The organism is Actinomadura gamaensis (assembly GCF_042652125.1).
GTDB classification, from domain to species: Bacteria; Actinomycetota; Actinomycetes; order Streptosporangiales; family Streptosporangiaceae; genus Spirillospora; species Spirillospora gamaensis.
Map to the genome: position 1 here is coordinate 927562 of NZ_JBHSIT010000001.1, position 22030 is coordinate 949591.

A 22030-nucleotide genomic window follows, 5' to 3' on the forward strand; every position below is an offset into this window, starting at 1 on the left:
GCTCGAGATCGTACGAACGTTGAACGGGGCGGACGGTGCCCCTAGGCACGACGCTACGCCACACGCAGTCGCACAGCTTACCAATCCACCGCCACCGCCCAAAACCGAGGCGCCCGAACCCGGGCCGAGAGGCGAACGCCGGCGCCGGAACGCGCGGCCCTCAGGGTGCGCGAACAGGGCCCCGCGACCCGTGCACCGAGCATCCCCGGGGACATGGGACCATGGAGGACGGTAGAGGAAGTCTGCCATGCCCTGTCCACCAGTGAGTTTGCGAACGGATCCCGGTGCCCGCACCTGAGCCTGACAAGACCGACCCCGCGATCATCCGCAACTTCTGCATCATCGCGCACATCGACCACGGCAAGTCGACGCTGGCCGACCGGATGCTGCAGCTCACCGGGGTGGTCGAGGAACGCCAGATGCGCGCGCAGTACCTCGACCGCATGGACATCGAGCGCGAGCGCGGCATCACCATCAAGTCGCAGGCGGTCCGGCTGCCCTGGCGCGGGCCGGACGGCACCGACTACGTCCTGAACCTGATCGACACCCCCGGCCACGTGGACTTCTCCTACGAGGTGTCCCGGTCGCTGGCGGCGTGCGAGGGCGCGATCCTGCTGGTGGACGCGGCGCAGGGCATCGAGGCGCAGACGCTCGCCAACCTGTACCTGGCGCTGGACGCCGACCTGCACCTCATCCCGGTGCTGAACAAGATCGACCTGCCCGCCGCGCAGCCGGAGAAGTACGCCGAGGAGCTGGCCGGGATCATCGGCTGCGACCCGTCCGACGTGCTGAAGGTCTCCGGCAAGACCGGCGAGGGCGTCGCCGAGCTGCTGAACCGGGTGGTCGAGACCGTCCCGGCGCCGGTCGGCGACCCGGACGGCCCGGCCCGCGCGCTGATCTTCGACTCGGTGTACGACACCTACCGCGGCGTGGTCACCTACGTCCGGATCGTGGACGGCCACCTGTCCCGGCGCGAGAAGTCGCTGATGATGTCGACCGGCGCGGCGCACGAGACGCTGGAGGTCGGGGTCATCTCGCCGGAGCCGAAGCCGGTCGGCGGGCTCGGCGTCGGCGAGGTCGGCTACCTGATCACCGGCGTGAAGGACGTCCGGCAGGCGCGCGTCGGCGACACCGTCACGGGCGCGTCGCGGCCCGCCGGCCAGGCGCTCGGCGGCTACCAGGACCCCAAGCCCATGGTGTTCTCGGGCCTCTACCCGGTGGACGGCGACCAGTACCCCGACCTGCGCGACGCGCTGGACAAGCTGCGGCTGAACGACGCGGCGCTGATCTACGAGCCGGAGACGTCGGCGGCGCTCGGCTTCGGGTTCCGCTGCGGCTTCCTCGGCCTGCTGCACATGGAGATCGTCCGGGAGCGGCTGGAGCGCGAGTTCAACCTCTCGCTGATCTCCACCGCGCCGAACGTGGTCTACCGGGTCGTCATGGAGGACGGGAGCGAGCACACCGTCACCAACCCCAGCGAGTTCCCCGAGGGCAAGCTCGACTCGGTGTACGAGCCGGTGGTGAAGGCGACCCTGCTCAGCCCGTCGGACCACATCGGCGCGATCATGGAGCTGTGCCAGTCCCGCCGCGGCGTGCTGCTCGGCATGGACTACCTGTCGGAGGACCGGGTCGAGATCCGGTACACGCTGCCGCTCGCCGAGATCATCTTCGACTTCTTCGACCAGCTGAAGTCGCGGACCCGCGGCTACGCCTCGCTCGACTACGAGCCCGCGGGCGAGCAGGAGGCCGACCTCGTCAAGGTCGACATCCTGCTGCAGGGCGAGTCGGTCGACGCGTTCAGCCAGATCGTCCACAAGGACAAGGCCCGCGAGTACGGCCTGATGATGACCTCCAAGCTGAAGGAGCTCATCCCGAGGCAGCAGTACGAGGTGCCCATCCAGGCCGCGATCGGCGCGCGCATCATCGCGCGCGAGAACATCCGCGCCATCCGCAAGGACGTCCTCGCCAAGTGCTACGGCGGCGACATCTCCCGTAAGCGGAAGCTGCTGGAGAAGCAGAAGGAGGGCAAGAAGCGGATGAAGACGATCGGCCGGGTCGACGTCCCGCAGGAGGCCTTCGTCGCTGCGCTGTCCACCGGGGAGACCTCGTCCACCGACAAGGGCGGCAAGAAGTAGCGGTCGCACGTCCGAGGCCCGGGCCCGCCGAAAGGCGACGCCCGGGCTTCGCCGTTTCGGGGGCGGGGCGGCGTCCGCTCAGGGGGTGGACGGTCGTAATGCTCGTGGCGGACGGACCGTATCCGGCCGGGACGGGGGAGCTGGCCGCCGAGTCAGGCGGTTTTGGCCAATGCGGTGGTAACGCACCGCCGCGAGAGCGACACTGTCCGTCGTGACACACACCCTCCTGCACCAGGTTCTGGTGTCCGATCTGGTGGTCCCGGTCGGCCTGGCCCAGCTCGGCGGCCAGGAGTCCCTCACCGGCTTCGGCGCCCGCCTCTCCGACGCGACCTGGCTGCGCAGCGACCTGATGGTGTTCCGCAAGGAGCAGGCCGAGGGCGACCTGTGGTTCATCCGCGGCGCGCCGCTGCTGGCCGTCGAGGTCGCCTCCGCCGCGTCCCGCGCGGCCGACCTCGGACCCAAGCGCGACCTGTACGAGCGCGCCGGGGTCGCCGCCTACTGGGTCGTCGACCTGCGCGGCGACGAGCCGGAGTTCCAGGTGTTCGAGCTGGACGGGACCGGCCGGTACGCCGAGCGCGCCCTGGTCACCTGGGGCCGCTCGGCCAAGCTGACCGTCCCGTTCGACATCGAGCTCGCCCCCGACCAGATCTTCGACCGGCTGCCCCGCCGGACCGCCCCCCGAAGGAGCCCCGCCGTGCCCGACCCGGCGTCCGCGACCCACGACCCCGCCGCCGCCCGGCGCGTCGGCCCCGACCTCCCGCACGGCGAGGACCCGATCCTCATCGACGCGTTCGGCCACCGCTGGCCGACCGGCGCGGAGAAGGTCGAGCTGTGGGACGGCTGCCCCGTGTTCTACGGCGAGTGGGACGACCGGGACGTCGAGATCGCGCGCCGCGCCTACCCCGACCGGGTCGTCCGGCTGGACCAGGACGCCGGCGAGCCGGGCACGATGACCATCCTCCCCGCCCCGACGGCGGGCGACGACCCGGACGCCGGCCTCGACCTCGGCCGTGCCTCCGACGGCGTCCCGGACGCTGCCCTGAACGGCGGCCTGAACGGCGGCCTGAACGGCGTCCCGGACGGCGGTTTCGGTCCCGCCCGGGACGGCGAGCACGGCCCGGCCGCTACTTGATGAGGGGCCAGGCGATGAACGGCGGCACCTTGCGGAACTCGCCGCGGTTGGCGGCGCGGGCGGCGTAGACGAGGAAGACCATCACGACCGCCGAGAACAGCACGAGCAGCCACAGGATCGCCGGGAGCGCCAGCGAGATCAGGCCCCCGACCGCCCAGACCGCGACGGCCGCGATGCCCATGTTGAGCCCCTGCGCCGCGTGCCGCCGGACGAACGGGTGCCGTGCCCTGCCGAGGTACACGACGGCGGGCGCGATGACGGTGACCAGGAACTGCCCGATGTAGGCCATCAGCGCCCAGGTCATCTCGTCGTAGCTGACGTCCCCGTAGTGCGCGGGTTCGGGAGCGGAGGCGGGTGGGGCGGCGGGCGGAGCGCCCTGCCAGCCGCCCTGCCCGGACCCGGCGGGCGGCTGCTGCCACCCCTGCCCGGCGGGCTGCTGGTAGCCCGGGTTCGGCGGCTGCTGGTACCCGGGGCCGCCCGGAGGCTGGTGGCCCTGCCCGCCGGGCGGCTGCTGCCAGCTCTGCGGGGACGGCTGCTGCCAGTCGCGTCCGCCCTGCTGCCACTGCTGGGCGGGCCGCGGCTGCTGCCAGGGGCCGGGTTGCTGCGGAGGAGGCCCGTAGGCCATGCGGTGCGTCCTCTCCGGGGTGCGGCGAAGGGGTGAGCGAGAAGTGTACGACCCTTACGACGCCGCCGCCCGCGCCCGGGTTCCGGCCGGGCCGTCCGCACGCCCCTCCCGGCCGGACCGTAATCGCGCTAGGGGCGCCAGAGGACGGCGGACGGCGCGGACGGCGAGACGGTCACCGAACCCGTCCACGTGATGCTGGAGTTCTCCTGCGGCAGGTAGTTCCGGTCGAGGAAGAAGCCGCGCCGGATCGCGGTCACGGTCGCGGACGCGCCGTTGTCGCCGGGGCCGGTCGGCTGGCGGAGCGCCTCGACGGACGCGATGTCGGCGAGCGTCGTCCCCGCCGGGAGCTCGACGGTCGTGGCGGGGGAGCCGTCCCGGCTGATCGACCACGACGGCTCGGAGTGGTCGGACCGGTACAGCCGCGACGGGTCCTTCTTCAGCCGGACGCCGATGCTCACGCCCGGCGCGGACCCGGTGCCCGTGGCCGCGCCCGTGGCCTTGGCGAACTCCAGGTAGAGGTAGGTGCGCAGGTCGCCGACCGCCGGGGTGTCCGGCGACGACGGCTTCTCGATCTTGCCCTCGCGGTCCATCTCCTGGGCGGTGATCCGGTACGTCCAGGGGGTGCGGTCCATGAGGTACTCGCGGGCGCGGTCGTCGGGGCGGGTGGCCGTGGTGTCGAGCAGGAACCGCAGCCTGGCGTCCGGCGTGACCGTGTCGCACATGTTGTTGTTCAGCGTGCAGGTCTGCATGACCGGGTGATCGCCCTCGTAGCGTCCGGTGAACTTCAGCGTCTGGTGCTCGGGGGCCTGGTAGACGGCGGTGCCGGCGACGCGCTTCCCCGCGGCGTCGACCTCGACGCGGTACACCCACTCGATGTCGGTGGTGCGGCCCCAGCGCGCCATGAGCGCGGGCGTGTCGGTGCCGCCGTCCTCGTTGCTCCAGATGACCGAGTACTCGAGGACCTTGTGGCCGGGCGTCGCGGCGGGCCGCGTCTCGTGCCAGGCGATCAGCGGGGCGTCGGTGTAGGCGTTCTGGTACGGATCGCCGCCGGGCTTGCCGGACGCGTCGAGCGTGCGCCCCACCACGACGGGCGCGTGCCGCAGCACGAGCTGGTCGTCCTTCGGCTGGCGGACCTTCGGCTTCGCCAGCACGACGCGCCGCGCGGCGGGCGCGGATCCCTTGGCGAACCGGAAGGTCAGTTTGTGCCGGCCGTGCCGGACGGCGCCGAGCCCGAGCGTGCGGGGCGTCGGCTCGGCGGCGGGGACGAGCAGGTCGGTGACGTGCCGTCCGTCCACCGAGACCGCTACCAGGGCGGCCTCCGCGCCCTTGCGCGCCCAGGACACGCCGGGCGCGGCGACGGTGAGGCCGAGCACCGCCTCGCCGTCGCGGGCGGCGGTGAAGGAGACCGAGCGGGCCGGGCCGGACCGCTCGACGACCGGCCCGGCGGTCGCGGACGCCGGGAGCGCGGTGACGAGGGGGACGGCGGCGAGGCCGGCCGCGAGGCCGAGGGTGAGGGGGCGCAGGCGAGTGTCCATGAGCGGCGAAGCTAGGCGCGGCTGATTGCGGGCCGGTGAAAGAAAGGTCCCCGAAGCGTGTCGGGTTCGTGGGGAACCGGAGAATGACCACCCGGTCAGCCGAGCCTGTCGCCGGTGCGGCGGAGCCTGCCGCCCGGTCAGCGGGGCCCGTGGCCCAGGGGGGAGCCTGTGGCTCGGTCGGCAGGGCCTGTCGCCGGGTCAGTGGAACCTGGCGGTCGGTCAGCGGAGCCCGTCGGCGAGGAGCCGGGGGAACTGGAGGGTCGCGCGGCTGAACGCGAACGACTCCGGCGCGTCGTCCGGGCGGGACAGGGTGAGGCCCATCGCGGGCACCTGGACGAACGGCCCGTGCTCGACGACCTCGTGCCCGAGCTCGCGGAACAGGCCGGTGACGTCGTCGGCGGGCTCGTCGAGCAGGTCGATGCCGTCCAGCCGGGGACGCAGCTCGGGGTTGCCGCCCCAGCCGGGCGCGCGCCCGGTGTAGACCTCGCCGAGCCGCTCCACGCCGTCCGAGCCGATCTCGGTGGACACCGCGAGGACGCCGCGTCCGACCTGGATGCTGCGGTGCGCGGACCATCCGCACAGGAAGGAGGCGCGCGGCGCGGCGGTCCCGACGCGCGCGGCGACGGCGGCGAGCGTCGTCCAGGCGTCGGCGGCCTCGGTGGAGAACAGCAGGTGGTCGTCCGGCAGCACGGCGCCGCGGCCCGGCTGGAAGGTGACCACGAACGGCGGGACCTCGCCGGGGAACCGCGCCGGGTCGGGGTCGCGCAGCGTGACCAGGCCCTCCCACTCGACCGGGTCGCGCACCGCGAACCAGGTGATCTCGGTCTCCACGCCCAGCTCGGTGAAGGTCCGGTCGGTGAGGCGGCGGCCGACGATCTCGCGCAGCCCGTCGGCGACCTCGGCGAGGTGCCCGGACCACCACGGCGGCTCGCGGTCCCGGCGCCGGACGCCGGTCTGCCACCGCACGCCGGGGCCGGCGAGCCGCTCGTGGCTCGCCGTCCCGCACTCGGAGACGACCGTGTAGCCCCAGCCGTCCTCGTCGCCGCGCAGCGTCACGCGCGCGGGCACCAGCCCCCGTTCCCGTCCCACGCCGCCGACCCTATCCGCCTCCGCCCCCGTCCCGCCCCCGAGCCGGGACGGTCCTGCGGGCGGTCCCGCGGGCGCGCGGTCGCGGGGCGGGGGAGCCTTCGCGGTGATCAAGGTGGGATGTCCGGGGTGTCCGGCGGGCGGACGGCCCGGGTTGGCCGCGACACGGCGGCCGGAGCTTGGCCTGCGCCGATATGTCGGTACCGTCATGAGGGACGGCTTCGTCGCAGGCCCCGGCCGTCCCGGGGCGACGGTCCGCGTCCGCCACACCGTGCCCGCCGCTCCGTCTCTCGTCCGGAGGTTCCACCGTGACCGACTCCGAGCAGGTTCTCCGCACCCCGCGCGAGCGGGAGGCGGTGAACGCCGCCGTCCGCGCGCTGCGCTCGGCGGCGCCGGAGGGATGGGAGCGGCTGGGCCTGGAGTTCCGCGCGACGATCGGCATCGACAGCGCCACCTTCGAGATCGTCGAGCCGGACGGCCTGACCCGCACCGCGATGCCGCCCGGCCAGGCCGTCGGCCGCATGGACGAGCTGCGCCGCGCGATGTACCGGCGCGACAAGGGCGCGTGGTTCACCGCGAGGCTGTCGGTCGAGCGGTCCGGCCGGTTCAGCGCGGAGTTCGACTACGACGGCGAGCCCGACTTCACCCCGCCGCTCGGGCCGTCCGCCTACCGCGTCGACTTCGACCGCTTCCCCCGCACCGAGGAGCACATTCCGGAGTGGCTCCGCGCCAAGCTCCGCCAGGCCGGCCCGTCCGTGCACTGATTTTGCGCAGGGCGCGGGGCGCGGGCCGGGCGTTCCGAGCAGGCGGACGGGCCGGGCAGACTTGAGGGGTGCCCTCGACCCTTCCCGACGGAGATCCCGTCCCCGCCGACGGGACGCTGCCATGCGGCGCCCTCGCGGGGCTCGGCGAGCGTCCGTTCGCCTTCTACGTCCACGTGCCGTTCTGCGTGACGCGCTGCGGCTACTGCGACTTCAACACCTACACGGCCACCGAGCTGGGCCCCGGCGCGAGCCGCGACTCCTACGCGGAGACGGCGGTCGCCGAGGTCCGGATGGCGCGGCGGGTGCTGGGCGACGCGGACCTGCCCGTCGAGACGGTCTTCGTGGGCGGCGGCACGCCGACGCTGCTCTCGCCGGACGACCTGGGCCGCGTGCTGGAGGCGATCGACAAGGAGTTCGGCCTCGCGCCGGGCGCCGAGGTCACGACCGAGGCCAATCCCGAGTCGGTGGACGAGGCGTACCTCGCGCGCCTGCGCGAGGTCGGTTTCACGCGCGTCTCCTACGGCATGCAAAGCGCGCGCGAGCACGTCCTGAAGGTCCTCGACCGGACGCACACGCCCGGACGCGTCCCGCAGGTCGTCGGGTGGACGCGCGCCGCCGGGTTCGAGCACGTCAACCTGGACCTGATCTACGGGACGCCGGGGGAGAGCGACGACGACTGGCGCGCGTCCCTGGAGGCGGCCCTCGCCTGTGAGCCCGACCACGTCTCGGCGTACGCGCTGATCGTGGAGGACGGCACGCGCCTGGCCGCGCAGGTCAGGCGCGGCGAGCTGGCCGCCCCGGACGACGACGCGATGGCCGACCGGTACCTCATGGCCGACGAGATGCTGTCCGGGAACGGCCTGAACTGGTACGAGATCTCCAACTGGGCGCGCGACGCCGGCGCCGAGTGCCGCCACAACGTCCTGTACTGGACGGGCGCGGACTGGTGGGGCGTCGGGCCGGGCGCGCACAGCCACGTCGGCGGGACGCGCTGGTGGAACGTCAAGCACCCGGCCGCGTACGCGTCGCGCCTCGCCGAGGGCGTCACGCCCGCGCACGCGCGCGAGATCCTCACCGACGACGACCGGCGCATCGAGCGGATCATGCTGGAGCTGCGCCTCGCGGACGGCTGCCCCGTGGACCTGCTGGACGAGCGGACCGTCCGGACCCTCGTCGCGGACGGCCTGCTGGAACCCGTTCGCGACGGCCGCGCCGTCCTGACCCTGCGCGGCCGTCTCCTCGCGGACGCCGTCGTCCGCGACCTCACCTGATCCCGGCCGAGCCCAGCGGCTCGGCCGACACCCCCCGACAGCGGGGCGTGGGATCGGAACAGCGCCGGATCAGCGGACGATCGGCCAGGCCAGGAAGGCCGGGATCGCGTACCAGTCGCCCTCCTCGGCGCGCGTGGTGGCGCGGACCGTGTAGGCGAACTGCGCGAGCCAGAAGATCCCCGTGATCGGGGCCGCGAGCGTCAGGCCCACGCCGAGCGTGGCGGCCGAGAGCGCGATCGCGGTCAGGCCGACCACCAGGCCGGAGATCTGGACGTTGAGCGCCTGCGCGGCGTGGTAGCGGACGAACGCCGAGCGGCCCTTGAACGTCGTGTGGAACACGAGCGGCGCGATCCAGGTCACCAGGCCGAGGGCGCCGAACGTGACGGCGGAGAGGCAGAAGGCGGCGGCCATGCCGACCAGGCCGCTCAGCTCGGCCCAGCCCGCCTTGTCCCGCTCGAAGCGGGTGACGGGCGGCGGGAGCGGCATGCCGGGCTCGTCCCCGGTCAGGGCGGCCGGGTCGGCGCGGTAGGCCGACGGGACGCGCGTCCACGGCTCGTACTCCGCCGCGGGACCGGCCTGGCGTGCGAGAACGGGAGCGCGCTCCCTCGTAGGCGTGCCGGCGCGGTCAGTCATGGTCTCCCCCTCTGGCGCGTGCACGGAAAGCCTCTCGCAACGAGTAACGAACCGGTTGCAGGCTGATATTCCGCCAGCTAAGGAAGAAATGCGTAGCGTCAGTGGCCGGTCACGAAATGCTTCCCACCGCGGTCATGTCCAGGGTCAAGGGACGGTCACGAAGTCGATGAGTTCCTCGACGCGGCCGAGCAGTCCGGGCTCCAGGTCGGCGTAGGAGTTCACTTTGCCGAGGATGCGCCTCCACGCCTCGCCGGTCTCCATCCGCCAGCCCAGGGCGTCCAGCACGCCCTCCTTCCAGGGGATCCCGCGCGGCACGCGCGGCCACTCCCGGATGCCGACCACCGAGGGCTTGACCGCCTCCCAGATGTCGATGAACGGATGGCCCGTGACGAGCACGTGCGGCGACGACACCTGCGCGGCGATCCGGCTCTCCTTGGAGCCCGCCACCAGGTGGTCGACCAGCACGCCCAGCTTCCGGCCCTCGTCCGGGGCGAACTCCTCGACGATCGCGGGCAGGTCGTCCACGCCCTCCAGGAACTCCACGACGACGCCCTCGACGCGCAGGTCGTGCCCCCAGATCTTCTCGACGAGCTCGGCGTCGTGCGCGCCCTCGACGTAGATCCGCGACTCCTTGGCCACCCGCGCCTTCAGGCCCCGCACCGCGATCGAGCCGGACGCCGACCGCACCGGTCCCGCCGGCGCGGCCCGTTCCGGCCGCACCAGCGTCACCGGCCTGCCGTCGATGAGGAAGCCGGCCTTGGCGAGCGGGAAGATCCGCCGCCTGCCGTGCCGGTCCTCCAGCGTCACGCCGAACTTGTCGCAGCCGACGACCGCGCCGCAGAACCCGCTGGCGGGATCCTCGGCGACCAGGCCCGGCTCGGCCGGGACCTCCGGGATGGTGCCCTTCAGGGGCCGTCGCCAGTCGCCCGCCAGAACGTCGTCACCGTAGTCCTTGCTCCGCACGGTGGACGACAATAACGATTCACGGAGCGCGGCAGAACGCCCCGCCGGGCGCGGCGGCGCGCGGCGCGGGGGCCGAACCGGGCTCGGGGCGTATCCGCGACGGCCCCGCCGGGCCGTACACTTGGCACTCGTAAGTATGGAGTGCCAGTACGGGGGCAGGGGAGGTGACCACGTGCTCGACGACCGGAAACTCGCGGTCCTGCGCGCCATAGTCGAGGACTACGTCTCCACCAATGAGCCGGTCGGCTCCAAGGCCTTGGTGGACCGGCACAACCTCGGCGTGTCGCCGGCGACCATCCGCAACGACATGGCCGTCCTGGAGGAGCAGGGTTACATCGCGCAGCCGCACACCAGCGCCGGCCGGATCCCCACCGACAAGGGGTACCGGCTGTTCGTCGACCGGCTGTCCACGATCAAGCCGCTGTCCAAGGCGGAGCGGCGGGCCATCGAGACGTTCCTGTCCGGGGCCTACGACCTCGACGACGTGGTCGGCCGCACCGTCCGGCTGCTCGCCCAGCTCACCCGGCAGGTCGCGGTCGTGCAGTACCCGTCGCTGACCCGCTCGTCGGTCCGGCACGTGGAGCTGGTGCCGGTCGCGACCGGGCGGGTGCTGCTCGTCCTGATCACCAACACCGGGCGGGTGGAGCAGCGGGTGATCGAGACGCCCGCCGAGCTGCCCGAGGAATCGATCGGCCACCTGCGGGCGTTGCTCAACACGTGCCTGGACGGTCTCGCCTTCGGCGACGTCCCGGGCGCGGTCTCGGAACTTCCCGAGCAGGTCTCCCCGGAGGAGCGTCCCGTCGCCGCGGCGGTGCTGTCGGTCCTCCTGGAGACCCTGGTCGAGAAGCACGAGGAGAAGGTCGTCTTCGCGGGCGCCGCCAATCTCGCCGCGATGGACTTCTCGCGCAGCCTCCGGGACGTCCTGGAGGCGCTGGAGGAGCAGGTGGTGCTGATGAGGCTGCTCGGCGAGTCCGCCGACTCCTCTACTGTTACGGTTCGGATCGGCACGGAGAACCCCGACGAGGGGCTCCGTTCGACCTCCGTGGTCGCCGCCGGCTACGGCGTCGGCGACCTCACCCTGGCCCGCCTCGGTGTACTCGGGCCTACTCGGATGGACTACCCCGGCACGATGGGAGCGGTACGGGCAGTGGCACGCTACGTCGGACAGATCCTGGCGGGGTCGTAGGTGGCCAACGACTACTACGCGACCCTCGGCGTCCGCCGCGACGCCGGCGCGGACGAGATCAAGAAGGCGTACCGGAGGCTCGCGCGCGAGCTGCATCCCGACGTCAACCCCGATCCGGAGACGCAGGAGCGGTTCAAGGAGATCACCCAGGCGTACGAGGTGCTCTCCGACCCGAAGAAGCGCGAGATGTACGACCTCGGCGCCGATCCGTTCGCCCCGGGCGGCGGCGCGGGCGCGGGGGCCGGCGGCTTCGGCGCGGGCTTCCCGTTCAGCGACATCATGGACGCCTTCTTCGGCACCGCGTCCGCGCGCGGACCCCGCTCGCGCGCGCGGCGCGGCCGCAACGCCACCCTCCGGGTCGAGCTCGACCTGAACGAGACGGCGTTCGGCACCACCCGCGAGCTGTCGATCGACACCGCGGTGGTCTGCGACACCTGCCACGGCGAGGGCACCGCCCCCGGCTCCCACCCCGAGACCTGCGACATGTGCCAGGGCCGGGGCGAGGTGCAGCAGGTCCAGCGGTCCTTCCTCGGGCAGGTCATGACGTCCCGCCCATGCCCGCAGTGCGGGGGCTTCGGCTCGGTCATCCGGCACCCGTGCCCCGAGTGCTCCGGCGACGGCCGGGTCCGCACCCGGCGGACGGTCAAGGTCAAGATCCCCGCGGGCGTGGAGAACGGCATCCACATCCAGCTCGCGGGCGAGGGCGAGGTCGGCCCCGGCGGCGGCCCGCCCGGCGACCTGTTCCTGGAGATCGTGGAGAAGCCGCACCCGATCTTCGAGCGGGAGGGCGACGACCTGCACTGCACGGTCGGCATCCCGATGACCGCCGCCGCGCTCGGCACCAGCGTCACCGTCGAGACGCTCGACGGCGCGGAGGAGGTCGACATCAAGCCGGGCACGCAGTCCGGCGAGGTGATCCGGCTGTACGGGCGCGGCGTCCGGCACCTGAACGAGTCCGGCCGCGGCGACCTGCACATCCACGTCAACGTCGAGACCCCGACCAAGCTGGACGAGGAGCAGGAGGCGCTGCTGCGCAACCTCGCCGCCCTGCGCGGCGAGGAGCGCCCGCCCGGCAAGTTCGCGCCGGGCCAGCGCGGCGTCTTCTCCCGCCTCCGGGACGTCTTCAACCAGCACTGATGCCCACCACCCGACACCCCGCCCCGGTGACCGTCCGACGCCCCGCGCTTCGGTCGGCGCCGGCGGCGATGCGGGGGGACGGCCGGTGAGCGCGCCGGTCTTCCTCGCCGAGCCGGGCCGCCTGGAGAACGACCGCGTCCTGCTGGACGGCCCGGAGGGGCGGCACGCCGCGGCCGTCCGGCGGCTGCGGCCCGGCGAGCGCGTCGACCTCACCGACGGCGCCGGCCTCGTCGCCGAGTGCGTCGTGGCCACCGCCGACAGGGCGTCCCTCACGCTGGACGTCCGGTTGCGGCGGCGGGTGCCCGCGCCGAGCCCGCGGCTGGTGGTCGTCCAGGCGCTGCCGAAGGGCGACCGGGGCGAGCTGGCCGTCGAGACCATGACCGAGGTCGGCGTGGACGAGATCGTCCCGTGGGCCGCCGCGCGCTGCGTCACCCAGTGGAAGCCGGAGCGGCGCGAGAAGTCACTCGGCCGCTGGCGTTCCACGGCGCGCGAGGCGGCGAAGCAGGCGCGCCGCGCGCACCTCCCGGTCGTGGCGGACCTGGCGTCCACGGCGGACGTGGAGAAGCGCGTCGCCGCCGCGTCCGCCGCGCTCCTGCTGCACGAGGAGGCCGCCGAGCCGCTGACCGCGCTCGCGCCCCCGCCGGACGGCGAGATCGTCGTCGTGGTCGGCCCCGAGGGCGGTCTGACGGACGAGGAGGTCGAGCGGCTCTCCGCCGCCGGGGGACGCCCGACGCTCCTCGGCCCGACCGTCCTGCGCACCTCGACGGCGGGCGTCGCCGCCGCCTCCGTCCTGCTCGCCGCCACCGGACGCTGGTAGCCCCCGGACGCTGGTAGCCACTGGACGCCGGCAGCCACTGGACGTCGGCAGCCACTGGACGTCGGCAGCCACTGGACGTCGGCGGCCCGAGGACTCGCCCTCGCGGCCTGCCGGCCCGTTCGTCAGGTGCAGGTCCTTTGCGGGCCGATGGCCCTCTCGATCGCGTGAACGTGAAAGACCCCCGGACGACGGACCGTCCGGGGGTCTTTCACGTCTGCTCGGGGGCTCAGCCGCTCGTGGTGGGAACCTCGGGCTCGCGGGTCGGGGGCGGCGTGCTCGGCGACGGCGGCGGCGAGTCGGTCGGCTTGGCCGTCGGCGTGCTCGGGACGCTCGGCGTGGGCGTCACGCTCGGCGTCGGCTTGTGGGTCGGGCACTGCGGCGAAGCGGACTTCCCGGCCGGTGCGCGCCTGGCCTGGCCGTGGCTCGGCGAGGTGCCGGGCGCGGGCGTCGAGGACGGCGGGCACGTCGGCGACACCGTGGACGACACCGGGAACTGCGAGCTGGTCGAATGCCCCGTTCCAGACGGGTCCGGGCCGGGCGTGGACGCGCCGGGCGTGGGGGAGCCGGTGTCGATCGAGCCCGTGCCCGAGCCGCCCTGCGAACCGTGGTGGCTCTTGGAGAACGGGCCGTCGTTGCCCATCGGGGACTGGATCAGGTCGAACGTCTGGGGCGCCGACACGCCCAGGCCCGCGATCGCCACCGCCGCGCCGACGGCGAGGACGGGCCGCGTCCAGTTGGCGGTGAACCACTCCCAGCCGGTCCGGCCCGGAAACCGCCGCCGCTCCCGCTCGGCCACGCGGGCGCGGATGCGCTCCAGCCCGTCAGCCGAGGGGGTGACCCGCTCCGCCTCCGCGTGCAGGGCACGGCGCAGGATCTCGCCGTGCTCGTCGTGGGGGCCCGTGGTCATGAGAACTGCTCCAGAACGTTGCGCAACGCGGCCATCCCGCGCGCCGTGTGGCTCTTCACGGCGCCCTTCGAGATGCCCATCGTCGCGGCGATCTCCGCTTCGGACAAATCGGCGTAGTAGCGCAGCACCAGGGCCTCGCGCTGCCGCGCCGGCAGCCGGTGCAGCGCGTCGACCACCGCCGAGCGCTCCAGCTCGCCGATGGCGCCGGCCTCCGCGCTGGGGGCGTCGGGCAGCCCCTTCGGAGCGTACTTCTCCACCACGGCGCGGTGCCGCAACACCGAGCGCGACCGGTTGACCACCGCCTGCCGCAGGTAGGACAGCGCCTTGTCGGGGTCGCGGAGGCGGCGCCAGCCGCCGTGCATCGCGACGAAGGCGTCCTGGACGACCTCCTCTGCCGTTCCCGCGTCCCGGACGAGCATGGCGGCCAGCCTGACCAGCGAGCGGTAGTTGGCGCTGTAGAGCGCGGTCACCGCCTGATCGGCGTCCCAGGCGACGGCGACTGCCCCCGCCGTTCCCCTGGCCACGAGGGTCTCGGTCACGTCTGTGGGACGCGCACCCTCGTCGTCCGGTTTACGAAAGGGCATCTTCTGCTGTGCCTCGGTCACCTATCCGCCGCCTTTGCCGTCCCCCGAACCCACCTTCGGGCGGTCACGGGGGCGGGCCGTGACAGGGCGCACCCGACCGGTCCAGGCGCGGCTCGGAGACCCGGGCCGGGGGGAACGCCTGACATGGAACCCTAGTCCAGTGACACGCCGGAATGCGGCGATCCACCGAAGGTTCCACCGAGGGTCGATCAAGGACCTTACCCGCTGCGGGTGGCGTTGGTCACGGCCTGAGTCGGCTTCGCAGGTCGGGACGGGAAAACTCGTTTTCGGCGAACGCTCGCTAGGATTTGGGACCGGCTTCGCGAGACGGAGGACGTGACGATGGAAGCGAGCACGGCGGACTGCCTGTTCTGCAAGATCGTGGCCAAGGAGGTGCCGGCGACGGTCGTCCGGGAGACCGGGACGGCGCTGGCGTTCCGCGACATCAACCCGCAGGCGCCCACGCACGTGCTGGTGATCCCGAAGGAGCACCACCCGACCGCGGCCGAGCTCGCCGCCGCGTCCCCGGCGCTGCTCGCCGACGTGATCACCCTCGCGGCCGAGGTGGCCGCCGAGGAGGGCGTCGGCGAGTCCGGCTACCGGATCGTGTTCAACACCGGCGCCCACGCCGGCCAGACGGTCTTCCACGTGCACGCCCACCTGCTCGGAGGCCGCGGCCTGGAGTGGCCCCCCGGATGAGGGACGGGCCGTCGGCGGCCGGGGGCAAATGGGGAGACCGTGCCGCGCGTCGGTCGGTACCATGGAGACGTGGCCGCCGCAAGGACGGCCGCGTGATACCCGTGGCGACGAGAAGGCAGGTCCGACAGGCCGCAAGGCCCGGCTGATGGTCGAATCAACACACCAGGGCAGCGACGGCGCCGCGCAGAACGGCGCGCGTTCCCAGATCCGCATCGTGGTGCCGGACGACCACTCCATGGTGAGCCTGCTGGGCTCCCGGGACGAGTTGCTCCACGTGATCGAGACGGCGTTCCGCAGCGACATCCACGTCCGCGGCAACGAGATCACCGTCACCGGCGCCCCCGCCGAGACCGACTTGGTCTCCCGCCTGTTCGCCGAGCTGATCGACCTGCTGAACGGCGGCGCGCAGCTCACCCCGGACGCGGTCGAGCGCAGTCTCGCCATGCTCCGCGCCGGGTCCGCCGAACGGCCGGCCGAGGTCCTGACGCTGGACGTGCTGTCCAGCCGGGGCCGCACGATCCGGCCGAAGACGCTGAACCAGAAGCGCTACGTCGACGCGATCGACAAGCACACCATCGTGTTCGGCATCGGCCCGGCGGGCACCGGCAAGACCTACCTGGCCATGGCCAAGGCGGTCAAGGCGCTGCAGGACAAGAAGGTCAACCGCATCATCCTCACCCGTCCGGCCGTCGAGGCGGGGGAGCGGCTCGGGTTCCTCCCCGGCACCCTCTACGAGAAGATCGACCCCTACCTGCGCCCCCTCTACGACGCGCTGCACGACATGGTCGACCCCGACTCGATCCCGCGGCTGATGGCGGCGGGCACGATCGAGGTCGCCCCGCTGGCGTACATGCGGGGTAGGACGCTGAACGACTCGTTCATCATCCTGGACGAGGCGCAGAACACCTCGCCCGAGCAGATGAAGATGTTCCTCACCCGGCTCGGGTTCGGGTCGAAGGTCGTGGTGACCGGCGACGTCACGCAGGTGGACCTGCCGAACGGGCAGGAGAGCGGGCTCCGGGTCGTCCAGCGCATCCTGGACGGCGTGGACGACATCCACTTCTGCCGGCTGAACAGCCACGACGTCGTCCGGCACAAGCTGGTGACCGACATCGTGGACGCCTACAACCGGTTCGACGAGTCCCGGGTGGCGGAGCTGGGCAAGCAGGCGGCGCGCGGGGGCGCGCCGCGCAAGCGGGGACGGTAGCGACCGGTGAGCATCGAGGTACTGAACGAGTCCGGCGTGCCCGTGGACGAGCACGCCATCTCCGACCTGGCCCGGCACGTGCTGGACGGGATGCGGGTGCACCCGCTGGCGGAGCTGTCGATCCTTCTCGTCGACGAGGAGGCGATGGCCGAGCTGCATGTCAAGTGGATGGACGAGCCGGGCCCGACCGACGTGCTGTCCTTCCCGATGGACGAGCTGCGCCCCGGCCAGCTCGACGGCGGCGCGGGCGACGACGGTGAGCTCGACCCGGGGCTGCTCGGCGACGTGGTGCTGTGCCCGGCGGTGGCCGAGCGGCAGGCCGCGCAGGCCGGGCACTCGACCGAGGCGGAGCTGGAGCTGCTGACCACGCACGGCATCCTGCACCTGCTCGGGTACGACCACGCCGAGCCCGACGAGCACAAGGAGATGTTCGGGCTCCAGGACGAGCTGCTCGGGTCCTGGCGGGAGAAGAACTCCGCGACATGACGGCCGGGCAGGGATGGCTGCTGGGGCTGGCGGTCGTCCTGGTGATCGTGGCGGGTCTGCTGGCGGGCACCGAGGCCGCGCTGGCCCGGATCTCCCGGCACCGGGTGGGCGAGCTGGCCGCGGCGGGCCGCCGGGGCGCGCTGAAGCTGACCGAGATCGTGGCCGATCCGGCGCCGTACGTGAACGTGGTGCTGCTGCTGCGGATCGGCTGCGAGGTCGTCGCGACCGTGATCGTGGCGGACCTGTGCGTGTCCTGGCTGGGCGAGACGTGGCAGGCGTACGTCACCGCGGCGGTCGTGATGATCTTCGTGAGCTTCGTGGCGGTCGGCGTCGGCCCGCGCACGCTGGGGTTGCAGCACGCGGAGCGGTTCGCGCTCGCGGGCGCGACGGTGATCCCGCCGGTGGCGCGGGTGTTCGGGCCGCTGCCGCGGCTGCTGATCCTGCTCGGCAACGCGCTGACGCCGGGCAAGGGGTTCCGCGAGGGTCCGTTCGCGACCGAGGCGGAGCTGCGCGACCTGGTGGACCTGGCCGAGCAGCGCAGCCTGATCGAGCCGGACGAGCGGCAGATGATCCACTCGGTGTTCGAGCTGGGGGACACGCTCGTCCGCGAGGTGATGGTGCCGCGCACCGACATGGTGTTCATCGAGCGGGACAAGTCGCTGCGGCAGGCGATGTCGCTGGCGCTGCGCTCGGGGTTCTCGCGGATCCCGGTGGTCGGCGAGAACGAGGACGACGTCGTCGGGATCGCCTACCTGAAGGACATCGTCCGCGCGACGCACGAGAACCCGGCGCGCGGCGGCGCGTCGGTCGAGTCGGTGATGCGGACCGCGACGTACGTGCCGGACTCCAAGCCGGTGGACGAGCTGCTCCGCGAGATGCAGGCCCGCCGGATCCACGTCGCGATCGTGATCGACGAGTACGGCGGCACCGCCGGGCTGGTCACCATCGAGGACATCCTGGAGGAGATCGTCGGGGAGATCACCGACGAGTACGACGTGGAGATCCCGCCGGTGGCCTGGCTGGACGGCGACACCGCGCGGGTCACCTCCCGGCTCCCGGTGGAGGACCTGGCCGAGCTGTTCGACGTCGAGATCGAGGTGGACGACGTGGACACGGTCGGCGGGCTGCTGGCGTACGCGCTCGGCCGCGTCCCGATCGAGGGCGCGACGGCGACGGTGGCCGGACTGCGGCTGCGGGCCGAGTCGCTGGAGGGCCGCCGCAACCGGATCGGAACGGTCCTGGTGCACCGCGAGAAGCCCGACGACGAGGCCGTCGCCGCCGGCTCCTGAGCGCCGCCGGCTCCTGAGCGAGGCCGGCTCCGGAACGTCGTCGGCCCGCCGCTGACCGTGATCGGGCGGTGTTAAACCTCGGCGGGGCGCGGGCATGATCACCCGTGTCACGCCGGCCGGACGGCCGGCGGCTCCCGGTTCGGGGGCTCGGGGTTCGGGGGGATTCCATGGCGCGCTCGGTGGGGCGTCGTGTGGCGTTCGCGGTGGCCGTCTCGGCGGTGTCGGCGCTGGCCGCGTCCGGCTGCGGGGCGGAGCGCGCGGCGATGCGCGGCGCGGCGGAGGCCGCCCTGGACGCCTCGTCGGCGCGGCTGTCGTCGGCGGCGATCCGGCTGAGCGACGTCCCGGAGGGCTTCATGCCCGCCGAAGATCAGGAGGTCTTCCGGGGGATGCGGCCGTCCGGCCCCGAGTGCGCGCGGTTGCTGCGGATGGTGGACGAGGCGAGCGCCAAGTCGTCGCTCGCGCGGCGGGACGTCCCGCAGACGCACGCGGCGTTCTACCGGGCGGACCCGGCGGTGAGCGTGGTCGAGCACGTGCTGCGGCTGCGGCCCGGTGAGGCCGCGCGGCGCGTCGAGGAGGCCCGCCAGGCGACCGCGGGCTGCCCGTCCCTCGACTTCGCCCTGCCCGGCGACACCGGGTGGGACGGCAGGAAATTCGACAAGCGCGGCCTCTCGCGCACCCCGCTCGACCATCCGGACACGCTGGCGGACGCGGTCGCCGCCCGGTACAGCCACCCGGACGGCGGACGCCGCTACGGCCTGGACGTCATGTTCGCCCGCGCCAAGGACGACCTGGTCGTGTTCGCCGCTCCCGGGGAGTTCGACGGCGACGGAGAGAAGCAGATCCGGTCGGTGCTGGCGCGCGTCATGAGCCGAGCGGCGGCCGCGCCCGAACGCGAGGTCGTCCTGACCCCGACGCCGCAGCCCTAGCGGCCGCAGGAGGGGGCGCCGCGGCGGTCAGAGGGTGGTGCGGAGGGTGCCGTCGGGGGCGGCGACCAGGACGGGGGCCTTGGAGCCGAGGTCGCGCACGGCCGCGACGTCCGCGTCGGACGCGGTGCCGGCGGCGGTGACGAGCGCGGCGGCCTCCAGGTCCTCCGCGCCGCTGGACACGGCCATCGCGACCGCGACCTGGAGCGCCGACAGTTTCAGCGACGGCAGGTCCACGCTGGTCGCGGCGTAGGTGCGGCCGGTCTCGTCGCGCACCGCCGCGCCCTCGGCGGCGCCGGTGCGGGCCCGGGACGAGCGGGCCAGCGTGATGATCTTGGAGTCCTCGGGGTTCAGCTCGGTCACGCCCGCCAGCCTACCGACGTCCGGTCCCGGCGGCCGATCGCAAGTCCCCGGCGAGCGCCCGCAAGTCTCCGGCAAGTGGCTCGCATGTGCCCGGCAAGTGGGGCGGGCCAGCCTGTGGACGTTCACCTGCGACGTCCTTGGGGAGCTCCGGAATGTCCCGTCTGCTGTACCGCCTGGGAAGGGCCGCCGCGCTGCGGCCCTGGCGGATGATCATCGTCTGGCTGGTCGCGGTCGGCGCGTTCGCCGGCCTGGCGGCCGCGTTCGGCGGCGCGACCCATGACAACTACCGGCTGTCGGGCAGCGGCGCGCAGCGCGCGTCCGACCTGCTGGCCGAGCGGTTCCCGGCGCTGTCCGGCGCGGACGCCCGGGTGGTCGTGCACAACCCGTCCGGGCCGGTGGACCAGGCCCGGATCCGGGCCGCCGGGGCGGAGCTGCGCGCGTTGCCGCACGTCGCGGCCGTGGAGCCGACCCCACCGGGCAAGGACGGCGCGACGTCGCTGCTGACCGTCCGGTACGACGTGCCGGTCACCGATCTCGCGCCCGCGGCGTCGCTCGACCGGCTTCGGGACGCCACGGCCGGGCTGAAGGCGGCCGGTTACGCGGTCGAGTTCGGCGGGCAGCTACCGGAGAACGTGGGCGCGCCGGGCGGTGTCGGCGAGGGCGTCGGCGTCGTCGCGGCCCTGGTCATCCTGTTCCTGGCGTTCGGTTCCGTGGTGGCGGCCGGGCTGCCGCTCGCGGTCGCGCTCGCCGGGCTCGGCGTCGGCGTCTCCGGAATCACCCTGCTCGCCGCCGCCACCGACATCGCCACCACCGCGCCGACCCTCGCGATCATGGTCGGGCTCGGCGTCGGGATCGACTACGCGCTGTTCATCCTGACCCGGCACCGCGAGGGCCTCGCCGAGGGGCTGCCCGTGCCGGAGGCGGTCGGCCGCGCGACCGCGACGGCGGGCATGTCCGTGCTGTTCGCCGGGTTCACCGTGCTGCTCGCGCTGTGCGGGCTGCTGCTGTCGGGCGTCCCGGTGTTCATGACCATGGGCTTCGCGACCGGGATCGTCGTCGCCGCGACCGTGCTGAGCGCGCTCACCCTGCTGCCCGCCGTCCTCGGGCTGGCCGGACGCCGGGTGCTGCGCCGCCGCGACCGGGCGTCCGGGGCGGCCGTGCGCACCGACGGGCCGCTCGTCCGCCGCTGGGCCGGGCACGTCGGACGGCACCCGTGGGCGTGGCTCCTCGCGAGCCTGGTGATCCTCCTCGCCCTCGCCGCGCCCGCCGCCGGGATGCGGACGTGGCCGAGCGACGCCAGCAGCGAGCCGTCGTCCAGCACCGTCCGGCGCGCTTACGACCTGCTCGCGGACGGCTACGGCCCCGGCGCGAACGGCCCGCTGCTCATCGCCGTGGACCTCCGCCAAGTGAACCGCGCCGAACTTCCCGCGATCCAGCAGCGCGTCGCGCACACCGAAGGCGTCGTGAACGTCGCGCCGCCGCAGTTCTCCCCCGACGGCGGCGCGGCCGTGCTCGTCGCGACGCCCGCCTACGGCCCTCAGGACGAGCGCGGCCCCGGCGTCGTGGACCGGCTGCGCGCGCACGCCCTCCCGCGCGGCGCGGAGATCACCGGCCTGACCGCGATCTACGTGGACCTGAACCGCCGCCTGGACGACCGGCTCTGGCCCGTGATCGGCGTCGTGGTCGCGACCTCGTTCGTCATGCTCCTGCTGGTGTTCCGGTCGGTGCTCGCGCCGCTGAAGGCCGCCGCGATGAACCTGCTGTCGATCGGGGCCGCCTACGGCGTGCTCGTCGCGGTCTTCCAGTGGGGATGGGGCGCGACGCTGCTCGGTCTGCCGCACAGCGTCCCGGTCTCCAGCTTCATCACGCTGCTGATGTTCGTCGTGCTGTTCGGCGTCTCGATGGACTACGAGGTGTTCCTGCTCTCCCGCGTCCGGGAGGACTGGCTGCGCACCGGTGACGCGCGCGGCTCGGTCGGCTCCGGCCTCGCCGCGACCGGCCGGGTGATCTCCAGCGCGGCGCTGATCATGGTCGCGGTGTTCGCCGGGTTCGCCTCCGATCCCAGCCTGGTGATCAAGCAGATGGGCGTGGGGCTCGCGGTCGCGGTGGCGCTGGACGCCACGCTCGTCCGGCTCGTCCTGGTGCCGGCGACGATGGCGCTGCTGGGCCGGGCGAACTGGTGGCTGCCGAAGCCGCTGGCCCGCGTCCTGCCCGAGTTCGACCCGCACGGGTCCGCCGGGCCCGAGGAGCGGACGCCCGTCCCCGTCTGATTGCGCGGAGCGGGCGCC

General features: G+C 73.4%; 21 protein-coding genes. 13 read left to right on the forward strand and 8 right to left on the reverse strand.

The window, feature by feature from the left end; translation table 11 throughout:
* Positions 1–284 precede the first annotated feature (284 nt).
* Together lepA and ACFPCY_RS04295 are read left to right on the forward strand one after the other, a co-directional pair.
* Positions 285–2135, forward strand: a complete 1851-nt coding sequence (lepA, locus tag ACFPCY_RS04290) for a translation elongation factor 4 (RefSeq protein ID WP_378252222.1) — start codon at positions 285–287, stop codon at positions 2133–2135.
* A gap of 211 nt (positions 2136–2346) precedes the next feature.
* Positions 2347–3267 (forward strand): Uma2 family endonuclease, encoded by a 921-nt coding sequence (locus tag ACFPCY_RS04295; protein WP_378252223.1) that lies wholly within the window; start codon positions 2347–2349, stop codon positions 3265–3267.
* Here the strand turns inward: ACFPCY_RS04295 and ACFPCY_RS04300 are convergent.
* The 3 genes from ACFPCY_RS04300 to ACFPCY_RS04310 all read right to left on the reverse strand — a co-directional run bounded on the left by ACFPCY_RS04300 (position 3260) and on the right by ACFPCY_RS04310 (position 6516).
* Entirely contained in the window at positions 3260–3892 is a 633-nt protein-coding gene (locus ACFPCY_RS04300; protein ID WP_378252224.1) for a DUF4870 domain-containing protein, read from the reverse strand. The genes ACFPCY_RS04295 and ACFPCY_RS04300 overlap by 8 nt on opposite strands.
* A 128-nt stretch (positions 3893–4020) precedes the next feature.
* Positions 4021–5427: a hypothetical protein gene (locus ACFPCY_RS04305; RefSeq protein ID WP_378252225.1), complete on the reverse strand. Its 1407-nt coding sequence runs from the start codon at positions 5425–5427 to the stop codon at positions 4021–4023.
* Positions 5428–5646: 219 nt separating this feature from the next.
* Complete coding sequence (locus tag ACFPCY_RS04310) at positions 5647–6516, reverse strand: hypothetical protein (protein WP_378252226.1); 870 nt, start codon at positions 6514–6516, stop codon at positions 5647–5649.
* A gap of 305 nt (positions 6517–6821) precedes the next feature.
* Here ACFPCY_RS04310 and ACFPCY_RS04315 point away from each other — a divergent pair, with 305 nt between their 5' ends.
* Positions 6822–7277: an antitoxin YezG family protein gene (locus tag ACFPCY_RS04315; protein WP_378252227.1), complete on the forward strand. Its 456-nt coding sequence runs from the start codon at positions 6822–6824 to the stop codon at positions 7275–7277.
* A 68-nt stretch (positions 7278–7345) separates the two neighbouring features.
* Positions 7346–8548, forward strand: a complete 1203-nt coding sequence (gene hemW / locus ACFPCY_RS04320) for a radical SAM family heme chaperone HemW (protein ID WP_378252228.1) — start codon at positions 7346–7348, stop codon at positions 8546–8548.
* A 69-nt stretch (positions 8549–8617) separates the two neighbouring features.
* Here hemW and ACFPCY_RS04325 read toward each other — a convergent pair whose 3' ends face one another.
* Positions 8618–9181, reverse strand: a complete 564-nt coding sequence (locus ACFPCY_RS04325) for a DUF4870 domain-containing protein (protein WP_378252229.1) — start codon at positions 9179–9181, stop codon at positions 8618–8620.
* Between the two features lie 144 nt (positions 9182–9325).
* Positions 9326–10144 (reverse strand): DUF3097 domain-containing protein, encoded by an 819-nt coding sequence (locus ACFPCY_RS04330; RefSeq protein ID WP_378252230.1) that lies wholly within the window; start codon positions 10142–10144, stop codon positions 9326–9328.
* A gap of 172 nt (positions 10145–10316) precedes the next feature.
* On the opposite strand from ACFPCY_RS04330, the gene hrcA reads away from it, so the two are divergent.
* The 3 genes from hrcA to ACFPCY_RS04345 all read left to right on the forward strand — a co-directional run bounded on the left by hrcA (position 10317) and on the right by ACFPCY_RS04345 (position 13284).
* A complete protein-coding gene (hrcA, locus tag ACFPCY_RS04335; RefSeq protein ID WP_378252231.1) occupies positions 10317–11330 on the forward strand; it encodes a heat-inducible transcriptional repressor HrcA in 1014 nt (337 codons plus the stop codon).
* Positions 11331–12467 carry a molecular chaperone DnaJ gene (gene dnaJ, locus ACFPCY_RS04340; RefSeq protein WP_378252232.1) on the forward strand — a complete coding sequence of 379 codons (1137 nt, stop codon included), beginning with the start codon at positions 11331–11333 and terminating at the stop codon, positions 12465–12467.
* Between the two features lie 85 nt (positions 12468–12552).
* Positions 12553–13284, forward strand: a complete 732-nt coding sequence (locus tag ACFPCY_RS04345; RefSeq protein WP_378252233.1) for a 16S rRNA (uracil(1498)-N(3))-methyltransferase — start codon at positions 12553–12555, stop codon at positions 13282–13284.
* A 226-nt stretch (positions 13285–13510) separates the two neighbouring features.
* On the opposite strand, the gene ACFPCY_RS04350 is transcribed toward ACFPCY_RS04345, so the two are convergent.
* Complete coding sequence (locus ACFPCY_RS04350) at positions 13511–14191, reverse strand: hypothetical protein (RefSeq protein ID WP_378252234.1); 681 nt, start codon at positions 14189–14191, stop codon at positions 13511–13513.
* Positions 14188–14775 carry a SigE family RNA polymerase sigma factor gene (locus ACFPCY_RS04355; protein ID WP_301323450.1) on the reverse strand — a complete coding sequence of 196 codons (588 nt, stop codon included), beginning with the start codon at positions 14773–14775 and terminating at the stop codon, positions 14188–14190. The genes ACFPCY_RS04350 and ACFPCY_RS04355 overlap by 4 nt, the downstream gene beginning before the upstream one ends.
* Positions 14776–15117: 342 nt before the next feature.
* Here ACFPCY_RS04355 and ACFPCY_RS04360 point away from each other — a divergent pair, with 342 nt between their 5' ends.
* From ACFPCY_RS04360 to ACFPCY_RS04380, 5 genes are all read left to right on the forward strand, one after another.
* Complete coding sequence (locus ACFPCY_RS04360; RefSeq protein ID WP_378252235.1) at positions 15118–15474, forward strand: histidine triad nucleotide-binding protein; 357 nt, start codon at positions 15118–15120, stop codon at positions 15472–15474.
* A 145-nt stretch (positions 15475–15619) separates the two neighbouring features.
* Positions 15620–16681, forward strand: a complete 1062-nt coding sequence (locus ACFPCY_RS04365; protein WP_378252236.1) for a PhoH family protein — start codon at positions 15620–15622, stop codon at positions 16679–16681.
* Between the two features lie 6 nt (positions 16682–16687).
* Positions 16688–17167: an rRNA maturation RNase YbeY gene (gene ybeY, locus ACFPCY_RS04370; protein ID WP_378252237.1), complete on the forward strand. Its 480-nt coding sequence runs from the start codon at positions 16688–16690 to the stop codon at positions 17165–17167.
* Entirely contained in the window at positions 17164–18456 is a 1293-nt protein-coding gene (locus ACFPCY_RS04375; protein ID WP_378252238.1) for a hemolysin family protein, read from the forward strand. The genes ybeY and ACFPCY_RS04375 overlap by 4 nt, the downstream gene beginning before the upstream one ends.
* Positions 18457–18623: 167 nt before the next feature.
* On the forward strand, positions 18624–19382 hold the full coding sequence (locus ACFPCY_RS04380; protein WP_378252239.1) for a hypothetical protein: 759 nt from the start codon (positions 18624–18626) through the stop codon (positions 19380–19382).
* 27 nt (positions 19383–19409) lie between these two features.
* Here ACFPCY_RS04380 and ACFPCY_RS04385 read toward each other — a convergent pair whose 3' ends face one another.
* Positions 19410–19742 (reverse strand): cytidine deaminase, encoded by a 333-nt coding sequence (locus ACFPCY_RS04385; RefSeq protein ID WP_378252240.1) that lies wholly within the window; start codon positions 19740–19742, stop codon positions 19410–19412.
* Positions 19743–19894: 152 nt separating this feature from the next.
* Here ACFPCY_RS04385 and ACFPCY_RS04390 point away from each other — a divergent pair, with 152 nt between their 5' ends.
* On the forward strand, positions 19895–22012 hold the full coding sequence (locus tag ACFPCY_RS04390) for an MMPL family transporter (RefSeq protein WP_378252241.1): 2118 nt from the start codon (positions 19895–19897) through the stop codon (positions 22010–22012).
* The last annotated feature ends 18 nt before the right edge of the window (positions 22013–22030 follow it).